This is a genomic window from Pseudorhizobium halotolerans (assembly GCF_902153235.2).
In the GTDB taxonomy this organism is placed as follows: Bacteria; Pseudomonadota; Alphaproteobacteria; order Rhizobiales; family Rhizobiaceae; genus Neorhizobium; species Neorhizobium flavum.
This window is the reverse complement of the sequence record NZ_CABFWE030000016.1, coordinates 345,589-364,419: the sequence shown is the minus strand read 5'-3', so window position 1 is coordinate 364,419 and position 18,831 is coordinate 345,589. Positions and strand designations below refer to the sequence as shown.

The 18,831-nt window shown below is 62.6% G+C and carries 21 protein-coding genes; 7 read left to right on the top strand and 14 right to left on the bottom strand.

Annotated features, from left to right (window positions below):
* Window positions 1–45 precede the first annotated feature (45 nt).
* A complete protein-coding gene (locus FN060_RS22055; RefSeq protein ID WP_142590052.1) occupies window positions 46–489 on the top strand; it encodes a plant virulence effector HPE1-like domain-containing protein in 444 nt (147 codons plus the stop codon).
* A gap of 123 nt (window positions 490–612) precedes the next feature.
* Here FN060_RS22055 and glyS read toward each other — a convergent pair whose 3' ends face one another.
* The 8 genes from glyS to FN060_RS22015 form a co-directional block, all read right to left on the bottom strand.
* Entirely contained in the window at window positions 613–2,967 is a 2,355-nt protein-coding gene (gene glyS / locus FN060_RS22050) for a glycine--tRNA ligase subunit beta (protein WP_142590051.1), read from the bottom strand.
* 90 nt (window positions 2,968–3,057) lie between these two features.
* Complete coding sequence (locus tag FN060_RS22045) at window positions 3,058–4,983, bottom strand: DUF2207 domain-containing protein (protein ID WP_142590050.1); 1,926 nt, start codon at window positions 4,981–4,983, stop codon at window positions 3,058–3,060.
* A gap of 12 nt (window positions 4,984–4,995) precedes the next feature.
* On the bottom strand, window positions 4,996–5,547 hold the full coding sequence (locus tag FN060_RS22040; RefSeq protein WP_142590049.1) for a LemA family protein: 552 nt from the start codon (window positions 5,545–5,547) through the stop codon (window positions 4,996–4,998).
* Between the two features lie 71 nt (window positions 5,548–5,618).
* A complete protein-coding gene (locus FN060_RS22035; RefSeq protein WP_142590151.1) occupies window positions 5,619–6,554 on the bottom strand; it encodes a glycine--tRNA ligase subunit alpha in 936 nt (311 codons plus the stop codon).
* A gap of 110 nt (window positions 6,555–6,664) precedes the next feature.
* On the bottom strand, window positions 6,665–6,856 hold the full coding sequence (locus tag FN060_RS22030) for a hypothetical protein (protein ID WP_052637158.1): 192 nt from the start codon (window positions 6,854–6,856) through the stop codon (window positions 6,665–6,667).
* 21 nt (window positions 6,857–6,877) lie between these two features.
* Entirely contained in the window at window positions 6,878–7,741 is an 864-nt protein-coding gene (locus tag FN060_RS22025; protein WP_142590048.1) for a S49 family peptidase, read from the bottom strand.
* Between the two features lie 77 nt (window positions 7,742–7,818).
* Window positions 7,819–8,598, bottom strand: a complete 780-nt coding sequence (locus FN060_RS22020; RefSeq protein ID WP_142590047.1) for a tRNA1(Val) (adenine(37)-N6)-methyltransferase — start codon at window positions 8,596–8,598, stop codon at window positions 7,819–7,821.
* Window positions 8,595–8,825 carry a putative signal transducing protein gene (locus FN060_RS22015; RefSeq protein ID WP_052637155.1) on the bottom strand — a complete coding sequence of 77 codons (231 nt, stop codon included), beginning with the start codon at window positions 8,823–8,825 and terminating at the stop codon, window positions 8,595–8,597. The genes FN060_RS22020 and FN060_RS22015 overlap by 4 nt, the downstream gene beginning before the upstream one ends.
* A 98-nt stretch (window positions 8,826–8,923) precedes the next feature.
* On the opposite strand from FN060_RS22015, the gene FN060_RS22010 reads away from it, so the two are divergent.
* From FN060_RS22010 to moaB, 4 genes are all read left to right on the top strand, one after another.
* Window positions 8,924–9,940: a polyprenyl synthetase family protein gene (locus tag FN060_RS22010; protein WP_142590046.1), complete on the top strand. Its 1,017-nt coding sequence runs from the start codon at window positions 8,924–8,926 to the stop codon at window positions 9,938–9,940.
* Between the two features lie 97 nt (window positions 9,941–10,037).
* Window positions 10,038–11,861, top strand: a complete 1,824-nt coding sequence (locus tag FN060_RS22005) for a tetratricopeptide repeat protein (protein ID WP_142590150.1) — start codon at window positions 10,038–10,040, stop codon at window positions 11,859–11,861.
* 17 nt (window positions 11,862–11,878) lie between these two features.
* Entirely contained in the window at window positions 11,879–12,772 is an 894-nt protein-coding gene (locus FN060_RS22000; RefSeq protein WP_244665911.1) for a 4-(cytidine 5'-diphospho)-2-C-methyl-D-erythritol kinase, read from the top strand.
* A 1-nt stretch (window position 12,773) separates the two neighbouring features.
* On the top strand, window positions 12,774–13,322 hold the full coding sequence (moaB, locus tag FN060_RS21995; RefSeq protein ID WP_142590044.1) for a molybdenum cofactor biosynthesis protein B: 549 nt from the start codon (window positions 12,774–12,776) through the stop codon (window positions 13,320–13,322).
* Between the two features lie 3 nt (window positions 13,323–13,325).
* On the opposite strand, the gene FN060_RS21990 is transcribed toward moaB, so the two are convergent.
* Window positions 13,326–13,844, bottom strand: a complete 519-nt coding sequence (locus FN060_RS21990) for a glycosyltransferase family protein (RefSeq protein WP_142590043.1) — start codon at window positions 13,842–13,844, stop codon at window positions 13,326–13,328.
* A gap of 129 nt (window positions 13,845–13,973) precedes the next feature.
* Between FN060_RS21990 and FN060_RS21985 the strand changes: the two genes are divergently transcribed.
* Both FN060_RS21985 and FN060_RS21980 read left to right on the top strand, forming a co-directional pair.
* Window positions 13,974–15,131 (top strand): PA0069 family radical SAM protein, encoded by a 1,158-nt coding sequence (locus FN060_RS21985; RefSeq protein WP_142590042.1) that lies wholly within the window; start codon window positions 13,974–13,976, stop codon window positions 15,129–15,131.
* A gap of 155 nt (window positions 15,132–15,286) precedes the next feature.
* Window positions 15,287–15,952 (top strand): ribonuclease HII, encoded by a 666-nt coding sequence (locus FN060_RS21980; RefSeq protein WP_142590041.1) that lies wholly within the window; start codon window positions 15,287–15,289, stop codon window positions 15,950–15,952.
* A 69-nt stretch (window positions 15,953–16,021) separates the two neighbouring features.
* Here the strand turns inward: FN060_RS21980 and FN060_RS21975 are convergent, their stop codons facing one another.
* The 5 genes from FN060_RS21975 to FN060_RS21955 all read right to left on the bottom strand — a co-directional run bounded on the left by FN060_RS21975 (window position 16,022) and on the right by FN060_RS21955 (window position 18,680).
* A complete protein-coding gene (locus tag FN060_RS21975) occupies window positions 16,022–16,507 on the bottom strand; it encodes a F0F1 ATP synthase subunit B (protein WP_142590040.1) in 486 nt (161 codons plus the stop codon).
* A gap of 3 nt (window positions 16,508–16,510) precedes the next feature.
* A complete protein-coding gene (locus FN060_RS21970) occupies window positions 16,511–17,137 on the bottom strand; it encodes a F0F1 ATP synthase subunit B (RefSeq protein WP_142590039.1) in 627 nt (208 codons plus the stop codon).
* An 81-nt stretch (window positions 17,138–17,218) separates the two neighbouring features.
* Window positions 17,219–17,446: a F0F1 ATP synthase subunit C gene (locus FN060_RS21965; protein WP_010026583.1), complete on the bottom strand. Its 228-nt coding sequence runs from the start codon at window positions 17,444–17,446 to the stop codon at window positions 17,219–17,221.
* A gap of 70 nt (window positions 17,447–17,516) precedes the next feature.
* Window positions 17,517–18,269, bottom strand: coding sequence for a F0F1 ATP synthase subunit A (locus FN060_RS21960; RefSeq protein WP_077548159.1), 753 nt, complete (start codon window positions 18,267–18,269; stop codon window positions 17,517–17,519).
* Between the two features lie 57 nt (window positions 18,270–18,326).
* Window positions 18,327–18,680, bottom strand: a complete 354-nt coding sequence (locus FN060_RS21955) for an AtpZ/AtpI family protein (RefSeq protein ID WP_077548160.1) — start codon at window positions 18,678–18,680, stop codon at window positions 18,327–18,329.
* Window positions 18,681–18,831: the final 151 nt, after the last annotated feature.

Below are 18,831 nucleotides of genomic sequence, written 5' to 3'. Positions count from 1 at the left end.
AATCCTAAGGCGGTAGACCTCCTCTGACATGAGAGGAGTCGTGCCATGCGTTTTCTGCTGACGAGTGCCCTGATCCTGGCGAGTGCACAGGCGCTAGCCTCTTCGATCACGCCGCTCAGCGTCCATGGCGAACGCGGAAGCGTCATCACGAAGAGCTGCACTGGCTGCCCGCCTCCGGCCTCGAAGGAAGAACAATCCCGCTACCGTGTGCCGGTTCTTGAAACCGGACCGCAGAAGATCGAGATCGTCGAGATCGACGGCGAGAAGAAGATCGTCCGCACAGATGCATGGCTCGGCGGCTCGCCGGTCGTGCATGTCAGCAAGATGCGGGATTGGATGATCGAACGGGGCGGCACCGCCGTTGCCGGCGCTGCGGGACAGGATGGCATTGACCATACCGCAACCGTCGGTGCGGTCGAAGCCGGCATGACGGCCTCGGCAGCGGCGATCGATCTCGACGCATTCACGCTACGGCTCAGCGCACGCTGACAAACGTCGGAACTGGCGTTTGACAGGCAAAGAGCCGCGTCACGCCTAGCGGGATTTCGGTCAGTCTCCCATCAGACGGCAAGCCGCCGGACCGCCGGCGGCTTTGTTCATTCTCGGAGTTCGTCAGCCAGCGATCTTTGAGAAATCTGCGACCGTTCCGGTCGCTTCGCGGATGGCCTTCAAGAGCGCCAGCCGGTTGGCGCGGATGGCCGTGTCTCCGTCATTCACCAGCACGTCCTCGAAGAACCGGTCGACCGGCGCCCGCAGCTTCGACAGGGCCTGCATGGCAGAGCGGAAGTCTTGGCGCTCGACGGCTTGCGAAGCCTCACTGGAGGCCGACGTGATCGCGCTCCACAACGCCTTTTCGGCGTCGAGGCGCAGGAGTTCTCCCGAGACGCCATCGGCGACCACGGTTCCCTTCTTCTCTTCGGCCGCGAGAAGCTGCGTGGCGCGCTTGGTGCCGGCCAGCAGGTTCTTTCCGTCCTCCGAAGTGATGAAAGCCGTCAGCGCCTCGGCGCGGCGCGCAACCATCAGCAGGTCGTCTGCCTCCGGCGTCAGCACCGAATCGATGATGTCGTGGCGGGCGCCTTGGTCGCGAAGGTAGACCTTGAGGCGATCGTGGAAGAAGGTGAGGAGGTCTAAAGTACGACTGATCTCCCAAGACTGAGGCGGTATCTCGTCAGATGCGCTAAGCATGAGATTAGAAGCATTTTGCGATAACTCGGTCAGCTTGCTGAGCAACCCGGTTCCGGACAACTCTTCCATCATGCGCATCGGGGCAAGCATCTGTGTCTCTACTTTGCTGGCTTCAGCGTGCAATAGTTGCGCCATAATATACCGGCCAGATCGAACCAACGGCTGGATCAATCGGAGTCGAACATTCCGCTCCAGCAGGATGCGCACAACGCCCAGTGCAGCGCGGCGCAGCGCATACGGATCCTTCGAACCCGTGGGTTTCTCATCGATCGCCCAGAAGCCGACCAGCGTGTCGAGCTTGTCGGCCAGTGCCGCTGCGATCGCCACCTTGTCGTCCGGCACGCGGTCGGAAGGGCCTTGTGGCTTGTAATGATCCTCGATGGCGGCAGCGACAGAGGCATGTTCCCCCTGCAGCGCAGCATAGCGGCGGCCCATCAGTCCCTGCAGCTCCGGGAACTCTCCCACAGCTTCAGTCCGCAGGTCGGCCTTGGCCAGCACGACCGCGCGATCGACCAGCGCTGCGTCGGCGCCAGTGACCGCCGCCAGTTCCTTCGCCAGCGCGCGGATGCGGCTTACACGCTCTCCTTGCGTGCCGAGCTTGGCATGGAAGGTGACGTTCAGCGCATCGAGCTTCGCCATGCGCTGGTCGAGCGGCTTCTTCAGGTCGAGGCCGAACTTCTCGGCCGAAGGCTTCAGGTCCTGAAGATCCGGAAGGTCGCCCTGGTCGCGCGTCCAGAAATGCTTGGCGTCCGAGAGGCGGGCGCGGACGACCTTGCCGTTGCCGTGGATGATCTCCCTGCCGCCATCCTTTGCCTCGATATTGGAGACGAGGATGAAGCGGTTGGAGAGCCCCTCCCCGCCTTGGCGGCGGGTGACGAAGCACTTCTGGTTCGTCTTGATCGTCAGGCGGATGATCTCCGCCGGGATCTCCAGATATTCCTGCTCGAACTCGCCCATCAGAACATGCGGCCATTCGACGAGGCCGGACACTTCTTCGAGCAGCCCCTCGTCCTCGACCAGTTCAAGACCGTTCGCGAAAGCAACATCGCGGGCGTCGTGCAGGATCACGTCCTTTCGCCGCTCCGCATCGAGCATCACCTTGGCCTTCTCAAGGCTTCTGACGTAATCATCGAACCGGCGCACGGTAATGGCGCCCGGCGCATGGAAGCGGTGGCCGTAGGTGACATTGCCAGCCACCAGCCCGTCGATCTCGAAGGGGATGACCTGCGTTTCATCGTGCTCCGGCCCAAAGACGCAGACGATCGACTGCAGCGGGCGCACCCAGCGCAGGCTTTCCGATCCTTTGCCCTCGGTGCCGGCGAAGCGCGCGCCCTTCGGCATGGAGGCCGCTCCCCAGCGCATGGACTTCGGCCAGGGGAAGTTGCGGATGATGCCGGGCATCACATCGGCGATGATCTCTTCGGCGGCACGGCCGGGTTTCGAAAGGACCGCGACGTAGAAGTCGCCCTTCTTGGGATCGCTGACGACCTGTGCTTCGGAGACCGACGAAAGGCCCGCCTTGCGCAGAAAGCCCTGCACCGCCTGTTCCGGCGCCTTGGTGGAGGGTCCCTTGATCTCCTCGCGCTGATCCGCCGAACGCGCCGTCAGGCCGCGAATGTCGAGCGCCAGCCGGCGCGGCGTCCAGTACTCGCGCGCACCCTCATAGGTCAGTCCTGCCTCCACCAGCGCATCGGTCACGAGTTTCTTGAGGTCGCCCGCCGCCTTACGCTGCATGCGGGCCGGAATTTCCTCGGAACGGAGTTCAAGAAGCAGATCGGGCATGATGATTGTCTTTGCGCTTGAAAGGGTCGGGCGGACTTAGCAAGCCTGCCCGGAAATGTCATCATTGGTCTTGGGCAAACCGGTCCGGAACTACCAGCCGCCGCCGCCACCACCGCCGCCGCCACCGCCGGAAAAGCCACCGCCGGAGGAGAAGCCCGATGACGAGGAACTGGATTTCGGGGCGGGGATCGTGGAGGCGATGGTCGAGGCCATGGACGACGAGAAACCGCCAATGCGATCTCCGAAATGGCCGATGCCCTGGCCTTCATACCAGGCCGGCGAATAGGATGCGGCTGCCGCCCCCGCGGCGGCCGTTGCCAGCCACGTCTCGAAGGCACGGCTCCACGGCTTTTCCACGCCGAGCGCTACGGCATAGGGCAGAAGCGTCTCGAAATGCTGCGGCGACATCTCAGGGGCGCCGGCCATGTTCATCCGATCCTTCTCCGCGAGGGTCAGATAGGTGCGCAGTCCCTCGATCCCGTCCATCAACCGGCGGCCGAGCGGCGTCGGCGCGCCCAGCAGAAAGAAGAAGATAACGTTGATCAGCACGATGCCGCCGACGGACACCAGAAGCGGCCAGTGGCCGCTGCCTGACAGATCAGCGAGTGTCACGACAAGGACGGTCGAAATGGCAGAAATCGCAACGAGACCGATGAAGCCGAGAATCACGACAGCGATGATCTTGGAGAATATGGAACTGCCGCGCCGGAGGTTCTTGCCGAGGCTGACCGCGAAGCCACCGAAGAAGACGGCAAAGAACACTGGGACCATGAAGACGAAGATCAGGTCGGGCTCGATGTCGCCGAACAGGAACAGGAGAACCAGGGCTGCCACGCTGAGCGCGATGCCGCCGATGACGTAGCCGGTGTTGGCGCGGTAATACTTGCCGCGATGCTCCTTCTCGATGGCGCGGCGAAAATTCGTCCCGACCGTCTGAACTTCGGTACCGTTCGCCTTGTCGATGATCAGCTGCTCGCCAGGGGCGCCGATATTCTTCAACAGCGCTGCCTGCCCCGCAGGCAGAGGCCCCTGCGTCCTCTTGTCAGTCCTGCGGATCGTGATGGAGTCCTTGAGGTCCTCCAGCGTCACATAGCCCTTAACGGCAAGATCGATGGCGCTGGCGGAGAGTGCCGTCCAGCCGCCGCCGGAGAAGCCCTTGTTGTCGACGTAGTTCACCAGCGCCGGTGAAAGGCCCTCAGGCGGGTCCCAGCGCGGCACCATGACGCCGCCGGCGGGGTCTCGTCCCACCCGGCTCCAGTTGCGGGCATAGTAGAGCGCAACGAGCGCCAGGCCGCCGAAGCCGAGGATTGCGTTGATGTTGTCGCGCAGCCACCAGCTTCGCTGGTCGGCGGCTGAAGGCGGTGCAATCACGCCCTTCGGAATTCCAACAACGATCGTGAGGCCCTCGTTCGGCGCGAGCGGTTTGGTGGTCGAGAAGACGGCGGTGTTGCCGTTCACCCGCATGTTGGCGTCCGTGTCGGCGGCACCCAGGGGCCCGGTATAGGCAACGGTTTCCGTCACCGCTGCGCCGTCCGGAAGCGTTACACGCGCCGAAGCCTGATCGATGCGGAACATCCAGCCATTGCCGGTGACGTTCCAGTAGAGCTCGTCGTGATCGCCGAAATAACGGATCTGGCGGTCGGTGCGGTAGGTGATGACGTAGGTGTGTTCGCCGTGGTCGAGGAAGACGTCCTGTGAGCCGGTATAGATACGGATGCCGCCGGAGATGGATTCCGTATGCCAGTCTTCCGGCTCTCCATCGCGGGTGACGGAGATGACGTCGAAGCCAACGCGGATCGTCCGTCCCTCATCATCCTCCATGGTCAGCGGAAAGTCGCGGAAGATCCCGCGGCGAATGTCATCGCCCTCGGCATTCACGGTAATGGTCTCGGAAACGGTCAGCCCACCATCTGCGGCAACCTGGATGTCGGAATGGTAGGAGCGGATGAACTCCGCCGCGCCCGCCGACAGGGTCGTCGCGAACCAGATGAGAACCGGCAGGAGCAGGCGCAACATGATCGGCAAGCCTCAGAACTTGACGGCGGGTACGGCGCGATCGGCGGGGTCTTCTATCTCGAAATACTCTCGCTTGGAGAAGCCGAACTGGTTCGCAATGATGTTGGACGGCACGCTTTCGACCTTTACGTTGAGGTTACGTGCAGCACCATTGTAGTAGCGGCGCGACATCTGGATCTCGTGCTCGATCGTTTCCAGCGAGTTCTGCAATTCCAGGAAGTTCTGGTTCGCCTTGAGGTCCGGATAGGCCTCGGCGAGTGCGAAGAGCTTGCCGAGCGCCTGCGATAGAAGGCCTTCCGCCTGGGCGCGCGCCGCTACATCACCCGCAGGGACCGCCTGGGCGCGGTTGCGCAGTTCCACGACCTCCTCGAAGGTGGATTTCTCATGGGCCGCATAGCCCTTCACCGTCTCTATCAGGTTGGGGATCAGGTCGGCGCGACGCTTGAGCTGGACGTCGATGCCGGACCAGGCTTCCTCCGCCATCTGCCGCGACTTGACGAGGCTGTTGTAGAGAAAGATGCCGTACAGAACGACGAGTACGACGATGGCAAGCAGGATATACATCCGAGTGTCCCCCGAGACAGTAAGCTCGGGCGGACACTAGAAAGCTTTTCCAATAGCGTCAAACGCTGGTGTCAGGCTGCCTCTCGGCCGGTTTGTGCGCCGCCAGCTTCGGTCAGCAGGAAGGCTTCGCCGCAGGCCTTGGCGAGGGTGCGGACGCGCAGGATATAGCTCTGGCGTTCGGTAACGGAGATCACGCCGCGGGCATCCAGCAGGTTGAAGACGTGGCTTGCCTTGATGCACTGGTCATAGGCGGGGAAGACGCACTTGTGCAGCATCTGGTTGGCATTCGCACCGGGAGCTCCGGCAGCGAGCAGCGCCTGGCATTCCTTCTCGGCGTCGATGAAGTGACGGTGCAGCATGGCCGTATCGGCATATTCGAAATTGTGCCGGGAGTACTCCTGCTCCGCCTGGAGGAAAACGTCGCCGTAGGAAATCTTCTCCTCGCCCTCGCGGCCGTTGAAGTTCAGGTCGTAGACATTGTCGACGCCCTGGACGTACATGGCGAGGCGTTCGAGACCGTAGGTCAGTTCTCCCGCAACCGGCGAGCACTCGATCCCGCAGACCTGCTGGAAATAGGTGAACTGCGACACCTCCATGCCATCGCACCAGCATTCCCAGCCGAGGCCCCAGGCTCCAAGCGTCGGGCTTTCCCAGTCGTCCTCGACGAAGCGCACGTCGTGCAGCAGTGGGTCGAGACCGATCGCCTTCAGCGAGCCCAGATAGAGCTCCTGCAGGTTGGACGGGTTTGGCTTCAGGATGACCTGGTACTGGTAATAGTGCTGCAGCCGGTTAGGGTTCTCACCGTAGCGGCCATCCGAGGGACGCCGCGATGGCTGGACGTAGGCTGCCTTCCACGGTTTCGGCCCAAGTGCTCTAAGTGTGGTCGCGGGATGGAAGGTGCCGGCACCAACCTCCATGTCGTAGGGCTGCAGCACGGCGCAGCCCTTGTCGGCCCAGTAGTTGTGCAGCGCGAGGATCAGCCCCTGGAAGGAGCGGGTCGGGGACATGTGGTCGGGAAGATCGGTCATGAATACAGCCGGCATCTCTACAAATGATGCGGACGAGTGCCACGCAGAGCCGCAAGGGTCAAGGATTTATGCCGCGCGGGCAGCCGCCATCACTCGTCATCGCGCTTGACCCGATACTCGCCCGTCTCCGGATCTTTCACGAGCGTACCCAACGCGCCCGTCTCCTGTTCCTTTCGACGTTCCCGGGAACGCGATGTGAGCTTCTCCGCATCGGCGACGAACCGCTTGTAAAGCAGCCAACCTCCGCCGACGATCAGTATGAAGAAGATCAGTTGTACCATGGGTCCGCCTCGCCCCTTACCCTACATTCCGTAGCGACCCCACAATGCCTTCTCCTCCAGCGTCTCGGCAAGGCCCGCTACGGCGCCGGCACCGATATCTCCTGCGGCACTGCCGCGCACCACACCGGGCAGACGCCGGCCGAAGATGTTGCGGGCACCGCCGACCAGCTCCAGCCGTGTCTTGGGGCCAAAGCGACGTTTCAGCGTATCGCGCATTTCACCCATACCATCCACGAGCCCCAGTTCCAGGCCCCGGACTCCGGTCCAGAACAGGCCGGAGAAGATCGTCTCGTCATCCGCCAGGCGGCTGCCGCGGCGCGCCTTCACCATGTCGATGAAGACCTTGTGGATCTCCAGTTGCAGCGTCTTCAGGTATTCGACGTCGCCTTCCTTCTCGGGCTGGAAGGGATCGAGGATCACCTTGTTTTCGCCCGCCGTGTAAACTCGCCGCTCTACGCCGATCTTGCGCAGGAGTTCGGGAAAGCCGAAGCCGCCGGAGACGACACCGATCGAGCCGACGATGGAGGTCGGATCGACGAATATCTCGTCGCCCGCAAGCGCGATCATGTAGCCGCCCGATGCCGCGACGTCCTCGACGAACATCAGGACCTTCTTGTTCTTCTCTTCGGCGAGCGCCCGGATGCGCTGGTAGATCAGCCGAGACTGGACAGGCGAGCCGCCCGGCGAATTGATCGATATCGCCACGGCCGGGGCATCCTTCTTCGAGAAAGCCTTCTCGAGCGCCGGAGCGACGGTCGCAATGTTCAGGGTCGGGCGGAACTGGCTGCCGCCTGTCATGATGACACCATGCAGCCGGACCACGGGGATCGCCGTCCCCTCCTTGCGGAATCGCTTCGGCAACACACGCGACAACAGACCAGCCATCTCAAACCCTTCGTTCACGACAATACTGCCGCAGATGTATGACCGGTTGGGCGAAACACAATGGCAGCGCCGCCATTTCAGCGTCTCGGCGAGCCTCGGCGGATGATTGCACTGCGGCCGTTGTTCAGAGCGTCTGCTTCGGGCGTGAAGGCGTGGCCGTCTCCTCCGTGGAGGAAAAGCGGAGGACGGAAGAGCAGGCGGGCACGAGAACCCTTCACCGCCGTCAGAAGAAGCCTCGTCGCATCCGCCGCCGGCCGCGGATGCACGACGGTGATCTCCAGCCCCCCAAAGCGCCGACCGCAGGCGGCGATGATCTCGGCGACGGATTGCGGCCGCGCGATGAGGGACAGTTGGCCGCCCGGCTTCAGAACGGCGCCGGCCGTTCTGATCCATTCCTCGAACAAACCATCAGCCATTGCATGCGCCTCGGCCTTCAGGACGTCGGGCGTGGTGCGGTCCGCAGGGTCGTTGAACGGCGGGTTCATGATGACATGATCGTGAACATCGTCCGCAAGCCCGGCGGCAAGTCTAGCCTTCCCCCGGCTCGTCACGTCCGCCTCCAGCACGGTCACCCGTGGGGCGAGTGCGACATTCTCCGGCAACGACAATGTCTTCCTCGCGCAATCCGCCATCACCGACGAGCGCTCGACCAGCAGCACGCTCGCTTGAGAAAGCCTCGAGGCCACGGCCAGGCCCGCAGCACCCGCACCGGCGCCGAAATCCGCCACACTGACCGGGCCGTTCGCATTCACCAGCGAGGCCAGCAGCATGGCATCGACCCCCGACCGGTGACCCACGCCCTTGGGCTGCACCACATGGAAACGGCCGCGATGAAATGCATCGACCGTTTCGATCATGCCTGCGCCTCCCGCAGCTCCCCGCCGAGACCCGCATCGTTGAGAATCTGCCGCGCCTCGTCCGCCCGGTCATCCTCCACGAGAAAGCGGCGCGGCAGAAGACCGAGCGAGCCTTCAAGGATGCTCATAGTCTGATCCGCGATCATGCAGTGGATACCTGCGTCGCGGATCAGGCTTTCGGCGTAGGAGAGAAGCACGGCATCGTTGGTGCGTATGAGTTCCTGCATGGATCCCTGTTCACATTTCAATGTTTGGCAATTCGTGCCGGGGACGGTATAGGCCACTTCTACAGATCGTGGGTGAATTTGAACAGGAGACCGGAACCTTGGGCGTCGTCGTACCGCTTGAAGAAGGAAAGAAGAAGCCGGCTTCCGTCAAACCCCTCGTCGACCTGACGAAAGCCGACATGGAGCGGGTCAACCAGTTGATCCTGTCCAAGGCCGGTTCCGATGTACAGATGATCCCCGAAGTGGCCAACCACCTGATCTCTTCCGGTGGCAAGCGCCTGCGTCCGATGCTTACACTCGCCGCGGCATCCATGTTTGGCTATAAGGGCGACAGCCATGTCAAACTCGCAACCAGCGTGGAGTTCATGCACACCGCGACGCTGCTGCATGACGACGTGGTGGACGAAAGCGATCTCCGCCGCGGAAAGTCCACGGCGCGGACGATCTGGGGCAACCAGGCGAGCGTGCTGGTGGGGGATTTCCTCCTCGGACAGGCCTTCCGGATGATGGTCGATGTCGGCTCGCTCGATGCACTCGACGTCTTGTCTACGGCCGCCTCCGTGATCGCAGAAGGCGAGGTCTTGCAGCTTTCGGTCGCCAAGAACATGGAAACGACGGAGGATGACTATCTCTCCGTCATCCGCGCCAAGACCGCAGCCCTGTTTGCGGCCGCAGCCGAGGTCGGCCCCATCATCGCGCAGGCCGACAAGGCTGGCCGCAATGCGCTGAAGTCCTACGGGATGAACCTTGGCCTTGCCTTCCAGCTGGTGGACGATGCGCTGGACTATGGCGGGACCGCCGCCGATCTCGGCAAGAATGTCGGTGACGATTTCCGCGAGGGCAAGATCACGCTGCCGGTCATCCTTTCCTATCGTCGCGGCACCACCGAAGAGCGGGATTTCTGGCGCAATGCCATCGAGGCAGGCGACAGTTCGGAGCAAAACCTCCAGCACGCGCTGGACCTCATCCGGAAATACGATGCGCTGAACGATACGATCGGGCGCGCCATCCATTACGGCACGATTGCCCGCGATGCACTCGCTCCCCTGCCCGCCTCGCCCTACAAGGCGGCGCTTCTGGAAGTGATCGATTTCTCCATCCAGCGCGTAAACTGAACCGCATGCACAAAACAGGCTTTCTTGCGGTCCTGTACCAAAAAAGCCATGCTGTCGGTGAATCACTCGGTGCAGGATACTGATGAAAGGCACCTCGATGCGGCAGATTTCCAAGCTTTCCCTGCTTTGCGGTACAGCGCTGGTGACAGCCCTGTTCCTTGCGGCCGCGCCGAATGCGGCGACGCCCGAAGGGAAGCCCGCCGAAGAGGCGGCCAGTTTCGAGCCTGCCAAGGTGCAGTCGTTCGCAGGCGCGTTCCTTGCCGCGCGGACGGCCGATGTCGATCATGACTACCCGACCGCCATCACCCTCTACCGCAAGGCGCTTGAGTTCGACCCCGCCAATCTGGAGATCCGCGAGCGGCTGATGATCGCCCTCTTCCTAGACGGGCAGTTCGAGGAAGGGCTCGCCGAGGCAGAAGCTTTGAAGGACGACGAGGCGGTCGAGCGGATTACGACGATCGTGCGCGGCCTCGACGCAATCCGCGACGGCCGTTTCGGCGAAGCGAAGAAGATGCTTGCTTACAACGGCCCGAACGACCTCGACAAGCTGACACATACCCTGATCAGTGCTTGGGCTGACGTCGGCGCCGGGGAAGAAGGCAAAGCGCTCAAGACCGTTCGTGACATGACGGGGCCGGACTGGTTCAAGGTGTTCACCGACTACCAGCTGGGGACGATGGCGCTCGTCTCGGGCGACACGAACGCCGCGAGGACGCACCTGACGGCTGCCATCACCAACGAAGAAGCGGTTGCAACCGCGCCGGATACGTTCATGCGCGCCGTCATGGCACTTGCGCGGCTGGAGGCTGCCGCCGGCAACAAGCAGAAGGGACTCGATGCGATCTCCGTCGGTGACGGGATGATCAGCAACTACGCGCCGCTAAAGGCCCTGCGCGAAAGCATCGAGAGTGGCGAGAAGCCCGCCCAGCAGATAACGGACGCCTCGCAGGGCGCTGCCTCCGTGCTGTTTTCCATCGGCGCTGCGCTCAATCGCCAGGGCGCCGAGGACATGGTGTCGCTCTACCTGCAGGTTTCGCACGCGCTTGATCCGGAAAGCGCCGACACACTGATCCTCCTCGGCGGGATCGCCGAGAAGCTTGAGAAGCCGGAGCAGGCGATCAGCTATTACGAGAAGGTGCCTGCCAATTCTCCCATGCGGCGGATTTCCGAACTCCAGCTTGGGCTCGCCCTTGCCGGCTCCGAAAAGGTCGAGGAGGCGCGTCAGCACCTCAAGGCGCTGATCGCTGCCGACCCGTCCGACCTCCGTAGCTACCTCGCCTATGGCAGCGTGCTGTCCGACGCCAAGGACTACAAGGAAATGGCGGCGAACTACGACAAGGCCGTAGAGGTGATCGGACCCGTTCCCAAGCAGGGTGACTGGACCATCTTCTTCCAGCGCGGAATTGCCTATGAGCGCCTGAAGAAATGGGATCAGGCAGAGCCAAACTTCAAGAAGGCGCTGGAGCTGAACCCGGAACAGCCGCAGGTCCTCAATTATCTCGGCTACTCCTGGGTCGACATGAACCGCAATCTCGAGGAGGGCCTCGACATGATCCGCCGCGCGGTCGAGCTTCGTCCTGACGACGGCTATATCGTCGATTCGCTCGGCTGGGCTTATTATCGCATGGGTCGTTTCGAGGATGCGGTAGCGGAACTGGAACGGGCCGTACAGTTGCGGGCCGGAGACGCCACGATCAACGACCACCTGGGCGATGCCTACTGGCGGGTCGGCCGGAAGCTCGAAGCCGTCTACCAGTGGAACCGGGCACTGATCTCCGAGGGCGACGACGTCAACCGTGACCAGATCAAGGAGAAGATCGACAAGGGCCTGCCGCCGCTCGATCCAACCGCGACAACCGCCGACAAGCGTCCGGAGGAGCCTGCGACCCCTGCACCCGCGCCGGCAGACAACAAATCCTGACAGCCATGCGGCCCTCCTTGCATGGTTCTGGTGCGGAGCTGGTAAACCTCCCGGTCACCGAACTTGCGCCGGCAAAGATCAACCTGGCGCTTCACGTGACCGGGCAGCGGCCGGACGGCTATCACCTGATAGAGAGCATCGTTACCTTTGCCGATATCGGCGATCATCTGACCTTCTCGCTCGCCGACGAGGATCGCCTGAGCCTGTCGGGGCCCTTCGCCCCTGCCATCACCGGTGGCCCCGACAATCTAGTGGCCCGCGCGCGCGATGGACTGCGTCGTCTGCTGCAAGCCAGAGGCTTCGAGGCCCCGGCCGTCGCCATCCATCTCGAAAAGAACCTGCCGGTCGCATCCGGGATCGGTGGCGGTTCCGCTGACGCGGCAGCGACGCTGAGAGGGCTCTTGCGGCTCTGGAGCGCAGGCGGCGTCGGCACTGACGAGATCGAGGCCCTGGCGCTGTCGATCGGGGCGGACGTCCCCATGTGCCTGGCAGGCAGACCTTTGATCGCAAGCGGCATAGGCGAGAAGCTGTCGCCTTTGACGGCCATGCCGCGCTTTGCCATGGCGCTCGCCAATCCTCTGCGAGGCATCTCCACGCCGGAGGTGTTCTCTCGCCTCGCGTCCAGCCAGAACCCGGGGCTGGTCTTGAATGATCCATGCGACTGGATATCGAGCCTCGCGGCCGCGCGGAATGACCTCCAGGGTCCTGCCAGCGAACTGGTGCCGGAGATTGGGGAACTATGCGATCTCCTGCGAAGCCGAGGTGCGGTGCTGACGCGCATGTCAGGATCCGGCGCCACGTGCTTCGGTATATTCGATTCCCGGCCAAGCGCCGATCACGCCGTGGGCATGTTGCAGGCCGCAATGCCCGACTGGTACTTTGCCTCGACAGAAACCATTGCCGGATCGTGACATGAACCGTATCGACGAGAGCCGTCCCTTCATCCCCGTCGGCATTGCCGTCCTGACCGTCTCCGATACCCGCACGCCGAATGACGACCGTTCCGGGGATACACTCGTCGCCCGGATCGAGAAGGCTGGGCACGTGTTGAAGGCCCGCGCCATCGTCACCGACGACAAGGAGAAGATCGCCGCCCAGGTGCGCACATGGGCGCTCGATCCCCAGATCGACGTCGTCATCACGACCGGCGGAACCGGATTTACGGGGCGGGATGTCACGCCGGAGGCGCTGGAGCCCCTGTTCGAGAAGCGGATGGATGGCTTTTCGGAAGTGTTTCACCGCATTTCCTATGACAAGATCGGGACCTCGACCATCCAGTCCAGGGCCACCGGCGGGGTGGCGAACGCCACCTTCATCTTTGTCCTGCCAGGGTCGCCCGGTGCTTGCAAGGACGCCTGGGACGGCATCCTGGAGGCCCAGCTCGACTACAGGCACATGCCCTGCAACTTCATAGAGATCATGCCGCGCCTCGACGAGCACCTGAAGCGAGGGGCCGGCTGAGGCTCAACCCGCCGCACGCAGCGAGCGGGCGGGAATCAGTTCGCTGGACAGCCTGACCGCCTTGAGCCCGTTCACCAGAGCTTTGACGTCCATTCCTGGCGCGACGTTGCTCAGCGCCTGCCGCTTCGTCAGCAGGACGCCGTGCTCGAGCGGCTGCGCCCTCCCGACGAGTCGCTTCAGGAACGGACGGCGGCAATGGCGGGCAAGGGAGAAGCGGGCTGGCCTGCTGCCCGACGCGATGTACTCCATCACCTCGTCGATCCATCCCTTCTGCAGACGCGCACCCGGCTCGATGAAGAGCAACCATTCACCTCGGGCAGCCAGCAGGACATCGGAAAGAACCCACTCGCGGTAAAACCTGCATCCCGCCGCATCGGCGACCCTTGCCGAGCCGTCGGAGGACCCTAGATCGAGGACTGCTACATCGCTGACAAGCCCCTCCACCGCACCCGAAACCAGACCGGAAAGGGTCTGGGCGAGTTCGGCTTCATGGTCCCTGCATTCCATCAAGACAGTCAGCATGGACTGCTTCTATCGTATCATCATCGTCTTTTCCACATCCACTCCTCCAAGTTTGTTCTTGCATTGTTCTCATTTCTGCCTTAGGAATTTAATCAGGCGGGCAAGCAGAAAGGCCCTTCGGAGCGTCACATGAATGAGCTGACCCATCTGCGGCAGGATGCCTTCGCACCTGCCCATACGGCAGATATTGCCGATTGCCTGGTGAAATCCTCAGGCCTTCGCATCGAGATCGACCGGCGGCGCGGCCGCGGCGCCGGGCTGAATCCGAGCGGCCGGTTCGAGCAGGAACGGCGCGAGGCGTTCGACGACGGGTGGCAGTCGCTTGAGGAACTGGCACCGTTCACGACGGACGTGCAGGTGGAAAAGCCCCGCACGGCAATCACGCGGAACGATTCACCCGATATCTCCTTCGACCGCTCCATCAATCCCTATCGCGGTTGCGAGCACGGCTGCATCTATTGCTTTGCACGCCCGACCCACAGCTTCATGGGATTGTCCGCCGGGCTGGACTTCGAGGCGAAGCTCTTCGCCAAGCCGGACGTGCCGAAGCTACTGGAGCGCGAGCTCAGCCGCCCGGACTACAAGGTCCGCGCCATCGCAATCGGCACGAATACCGATCCCTACCAGCCGATCGAGCGCGAATGGCGGATCATGCGTCAGATCCTGGAGGTTCTTCACAAGGCCAATCATCCGGTTGCGATCGTCACGAAGTCCGCGCTAATCGCGCGCGACCTCGACATCCTCTCGGACATGGCCGCGAAAGGATTGGCGAAGGTCGGCATTTCAGTCACCACCCTCGACAGGAAGCTGGCGCGGACGATGGAGCCACGCGCATCGACGCCCACCAAGCGTCTAGAGGCGATCAGGGCATTGAACGATGCGGGTGTTCCGACCGCCGTCATGGTTGCTCCGATCATTCCGGCGCTGAACGACCACGAGATCGAGCGCATCCTGGACGCGGGGCACGCGGCGGGTGCCCGGGAAGCGAGCTACGTCCTTCTGCGCCTGCCGTTGGAGGTAAGCCCGCTGTTTCGCGACTGGCTGCTTCGCAACTATCCCGACCGCTACCGGCACGTCATGTCGCTGGTGCGCTCGATGCGCGGCGGCAAGGATTACGACGCCGACTTTGGCAAGCGGATGAAGGGCTCCGGCCCCTATGCGTGGCAAATTGGTCGCCGGTTCGACATGACGACGAAGCGGCTCGGCATGGGGCGTCGTGGCCTGCCGCTACGCGATGATCTCTTCATCCGCCCGGATGGAGGTGGGATCCAGCTGTCGCTGCTCTGACGAACGAAGGTTCTTGATTGCTCCAGATTTCGGTGCGGATGCCGCCTCCTCCGTATCCGAAACACCCCGGCCCCGCCTCCCCGTGGCGGGACAGTGTGCCGCATCACACCGGCCGGGGCTTGCAGGAGGTCGGGTGGGCGTGCGAGTCTGCCGCCATGTTGGCTCGCACGTCCCCCGATTCTCCGATGCTGTTCGATGACGTCCCGCTCGTCCCGGACTTCAGCCTGGAACTTGTCGCCCGCAATGCCGGCCACTGGCCAGTGGCAGGAACGGACGAAGCCGGCCGCGGCCCATTGGCAGGCCCTGTTGTCGCAGCAGCCGTCATCCTCGATCCCAACAACATTCCCGACGGTCTCAATGATTCCAAGCAGCTGACCGCTGCGCGGCGCGAGGAACTCTTTGAAGCGATCATGGCCACTGCCGATGTCTCGATCGCCGCTTCGGGACCCCGGCACATCGACGAGCGAAACATCCTGCGCGCGAGCCTTGATGCGATGCGCCGGGCCGTGGCCGGCCTTTCGATCCTACCGGCCTATGTTCTTGCAGACGGTCGGGACGTACCACAGGGTCTCTGCTGCCCCGGACGTGCAGTCATCCAGGGGGATGCCCGATCGGTATCGATCGCAGCCGCGTCGATCATCGCCAAGGTCACGCGAGACCGGATGATGACGCGGGCACACCAGGTTTTCCCGCTCTACGGGTTCAACAGCCATGCCGGCTATGCGACGCCACAGCATCGCGCGGGGATCGAAGCCCACGGACCCTGCCTGCTGCACAGGATGAGCTTCCGCCCCCTCCGCAAGGATGAGGCTGCGGACTAGCCTGCCCAGACAGAGCAACGAAAAAGGGCCGCGCAATGCACGGCCCTTTTTCGATTCAGCTACCGATAGTCAGTTCAGTCGCGACTGGACTTTTCCGAGCGAGTCTTTGAACAGCGTTTCCTGCGTACCGGCATCGGCCTTGCTCGCAATCACCTTTTCAGCAGCGGCAATTGCGAGATCGACGGCAGCGGAGCGAACTGCAGCAATGGCGTCAGCCTCGGCCTGCCTGATCTTCTGCTCCGACAGGGCATTGCGGCGGGCAACAAATTCCTCCGTCTTCTGTTTGGCCTCTTCGGTCAGCATGGCTGCTTCCCGTTCAGCGGCAGCGACGATCTGAGCGGCGTCGGCCTCGGCTTCCTTGCGCTTGCGCTGGTATTCGGCCAGAAGCTGCTGCGCTTCCTCGCGAAGGCGCTTGGCTTCGGCAAGCTCGTTGCGGATGTTCTCCGCGCGCTCGTCGAGCGACTTTGCGAGCATTCCCGGAACCTTCAGGTAGGCCAGAAGCACGAAGAAGAGGATAAGGCCGACGAGGGCAAAGAAAGTAGCGTCGAAAGCCATGGATCAGGCCCCCTTCGGAGATGCTGCGGCAACGGCAGCCTTGATTTCATCGGCGTTGGCCTTGGCGCCGATCAACTGATCGACGATGGCTGATGCCGTTTCTTCGGCGATAGCTCCAACCTGGGCGAAGGCCTGAGCCTTGATGTCGCTGATGCGGGCTTCGGCGGCCGAGAGCTTCTCTGCAAGCTCTGCCTCGATGGCGGCGCGGTCGGCGGCAGCCTTTGTCTTGGCGGCCTCACGAGCCGTCTCGCCGATCGTGTGCGCCTTGGAGCGCGCCGCAGCGAGTTCGCTTTCATAGGTTTCGACAGCCGCATCGGCTTCCGACTTCAGGCGGGACGCCTCGTCGAGATCCTGGGCGATGCGGTCGTGGCGCTGCTCGAGAATTCCACCCAAGCGCGGCACGATAACCTTCTTCATCAGAAGGTAGAAGAGACCGAAGGTGATGACGAGCCAGAGAAGCTGCGACGGATAAGTCGAAGCATCGAAGGGCGGGAATACGCCCGTGGCATGCGCGTCGTCGTGAACGACACCGGTTTCCGTGTGCAGTTCGCCTGCAGGCGCTGCGCCCGGCGCTTCTTGCGTCTCTGTGGCTTCCGGCGCGGTCTGCGCAAATGCCGAAGTCACGAACATCATCACCTCCAGGTGGAATTCGAATGCGAAGGATCACGGCCATCGTCAGGACGGCCGTGATCCCGTAACCCGATGCCGCTATTAGACGGCGAACAGGAGAAGGAGAGCAACGAGCAGCGAGAAGATGCCCAGAGCTTCCGTAACGGCGAAGCCGAATACCAGACGGCCGAACTGGCTGTCAGCGGCGGACGGGTTGCGCAGGGCGCCCGACAGGTAGTTGCCGAAGATGTTGCCGAGACCGAGAGCCGTACCGGCCATACCAAAGCAAGCGAGACCTGCGCCGATGAACTTTGCTGCTTCCGCTTCCATGAATGAACTCCTTCGAAATGGTTGTTGCGGCGGATGACTGGCGCCTGCGGGGCGCCAATGTGGTTATTCCTTAGTGCCCGCCCGGATGGACCGCGTCATTCAGGTACATGCAAGTCAGTACCGCGAAGACATAGGCCTGTAGAAAGGCGACGAGGAACTCGAGACCCGTCAGGGCGACGGTCATGATGAGAGGCAGGATGGCGCCGCCGATTCCGAGTGCGCCAAGCGCACCCATCGAGGCAACGAAGCCCGAAAAGACCTTCAGCGTGATGTGCCCCGCCAGCATGTTGGCGAAGAGACGCACCGACAGCGAGATCGGACGGGACAGGAAGGAAATGATCTCGATCGCGACGACGAGCGGCAGAAGCACGCCGGGAACGCCGCTCGGCACAAACACGCTCAGGAAGTGAAATCCGTGCTTGTAAAAGCCGTAGACGAGAACCGTGCCGATGACCAAGAGCGCAAGCGCGAAAGTCACGATGATCTGGCTGGTCACGGTGAAGAAGTAGGGGAACATGCCCAGCATGTTCGCCGTCAGAACGAACATGAACAGCGTGAAGACAAGTGGGAAGAACTTCATCCCAGAATTTCCGGCGCCCTCACGCAGCATGCCGGCAATGAACTCGTAGGACATCTCGGCGACCGACTGCGCCCGGCCGGGGATCAGTCCGCGTTGCGAAGTGGCGAAATAAAGGAAGCCGGCGGCGCAGGCGACCGTGGCGACCATGAACAGGGATGCATTGGTGAAGGAGAAATCCATGCCGCCGATTTCGATCGGAACGATCTTGCTGATCTGGAACTGATGGGTCGGATCGTTGGCCACCGTCTACCTTCTTTCTTCCTTCACTCGCCTCGCCGACGGTCGCCACTCATGCGCCCGTCAAGGCTTTCGCTTCTTATCCCGGCCACCAGCCAAGGATGGCGGCATTGCAACCATCCCCACGGCCCGCAGGACATTCAGTATACCGGCGCAGAAGCCAAGGAGGAGCAGGATGATCATGCCCCAGGGCCCTGTACCGGCAAAACGGTCGAGAAGATAGCCGAGCATGGCGCCCACCGCGATTGCGGCGATGAATTCCGAGGAGATCTTCAGACCGAGAGCCATCCCACGACGGCTTTCCTCGCTCTGCGCATCCCTCTTCGCTTCAGCCGCTTCTTCCGCGTCCCGCTCCGCCAAGGCGGCAGAAAGACGCCTGCGGCGCTGCTCCAGACTCTCGTCCCGATTATCCGTCATCCGCATCCTCCCTTGCCGTCTTCCCGCATCCTACGGTGCATCGACCGTCCGATCCGTGTGCGAAACATGCTGACTGCTAGGGATTTCGCGCCTTCCGGCCCGTTTTCAAGTCGGGCGCAACATAGTTTTGAGCGCCTGCATAGTCAAGGCA

Bases quoted from the DNA above. Each gene is read 5' to 3' on its own strand.
- FN060_RS22055 (WP_142590052.1), top strand. From the start codon at position 46: ATGCGTTTTCTGCTGACGAGTGCCCTGATCCTGGCGAGTGCACAGGCG.
- glyS (WP_142590051.1), bottom strand. From the start codon at position 2,967: ATGCCCGATCTGCTTCTTGAACTCCGTTCCGAGGAAATTCCGGCCCGC.
- FN060_RS22045 (WP_142590050.1), bottom strand. From the start codon at position 4,983: ATGTTGCGCCTGCTCCTGCCGGTTCTCATCTGGTTCGCGACGACCCTG.
- FN060_RS22040 (WP_142590049.1), bottom strand. From the start codon at position 5,547: ATGTATATCCTGCTTGCCATCGTCGTACTCGTCGTTCTGTACGGCATC.
- FN060_RS22035 (WP_142590151.1), bottom strand. From the start codon at position 6,554: ATGTCCCCGACCCGCTCCTTCCAGGGGCTGATCCTCGCGCTGCACAAC.
- FN060_RS22030 (WP_052637158.1), bottom strand. From the start codon at position 6,856: ATGGTACAACTGATCTTCTTCATACTGATCGTCGGCGGAGGTTGGCTG.
- FN060_RS22025 (WP_142590048.1), bottom strand. From the start codon at position 7,741: ATGGCTGGTCTGTTGTCGCGTGTGTTGCCGAAGCGATTCCGCAAGGAG.
- FN060_RS22020 (WP_142590047.1), bottom strand. From the start codon at position 8,598: ATGATCGAAACGGTCGATGCATTTCATCGCGGCCGTTTCCATGTGGTG.
- FN060_RS22015 (WP_052637155.1), bottom strand. From the start codon at position 8,825: ATGCAGGAACTCATACGCACCAACGATGCCGTGCTTCTCTCCTACGCC.
- FN060_RS22005 (WP_142590150.1), top strand. From the start codon at position 10,038: ATGCGGCAGATTTCCAAGCTTTCCCTGCTTTGCGGTACAGCGCTGGTG.
- moaB (WP_142590044.1), top strand. From the start codon at position 12,774: ATGAACCGTATCGACGAGAGCCGTCCCTTCATCCCCGTCGGCATTGCC.
- FN060_RS21990 (WP_142590043.1), bottom strand. From the start codon at position 13,844: ATGCTGACTGTCTTGATGGAATGCAGGGACCATGAAGCCGAACTCGCC.
- FN060_RS21985 (WP_142590042.1), top strand. From the start codon at position 13,974: ATGAATGAGCTGACCCATCTGCGGCAGGATGCCTTCGCACCTGCCCAT.
- FN060_RS21980 (WP_142590041.1), top strand. From the start codon at position 15,287: ATGTTGGCTCGCACGTCCCCCGATTCTCCGATGCTGTTCGATGACGTC.
- FN060_RS21975 (WP_142590040.1), bottom strand. From the start codon at position 16,507: ATGGCTTTCGACGCTACTTTCTTTGCCCTCGTCGGCCTTATCCTCTTC.
- FN060_RS21970 (WP_142590039.1), bottom strand. From the start codon at position 17,137: ATGTTCGTGACTTCGGCATTTGCGCAGACCGCGCCGGAAGCCACAGAG.
- FN060_RS21965 (WP_010026583.1), bottom strand. From the start codon at position 17,446: ATGGAAGCGGAAGCAGCAAAGTTCATCGGCGCAGGTCTCGCTTGCTTT.
- FN060_RS21955 (WP_077548160.1), bottom strand. From the start codon at position 18,680: ATGACGGATAATCGGGACGAGAGTCTGGAGCAGCGCCGCAGGCGTCTT.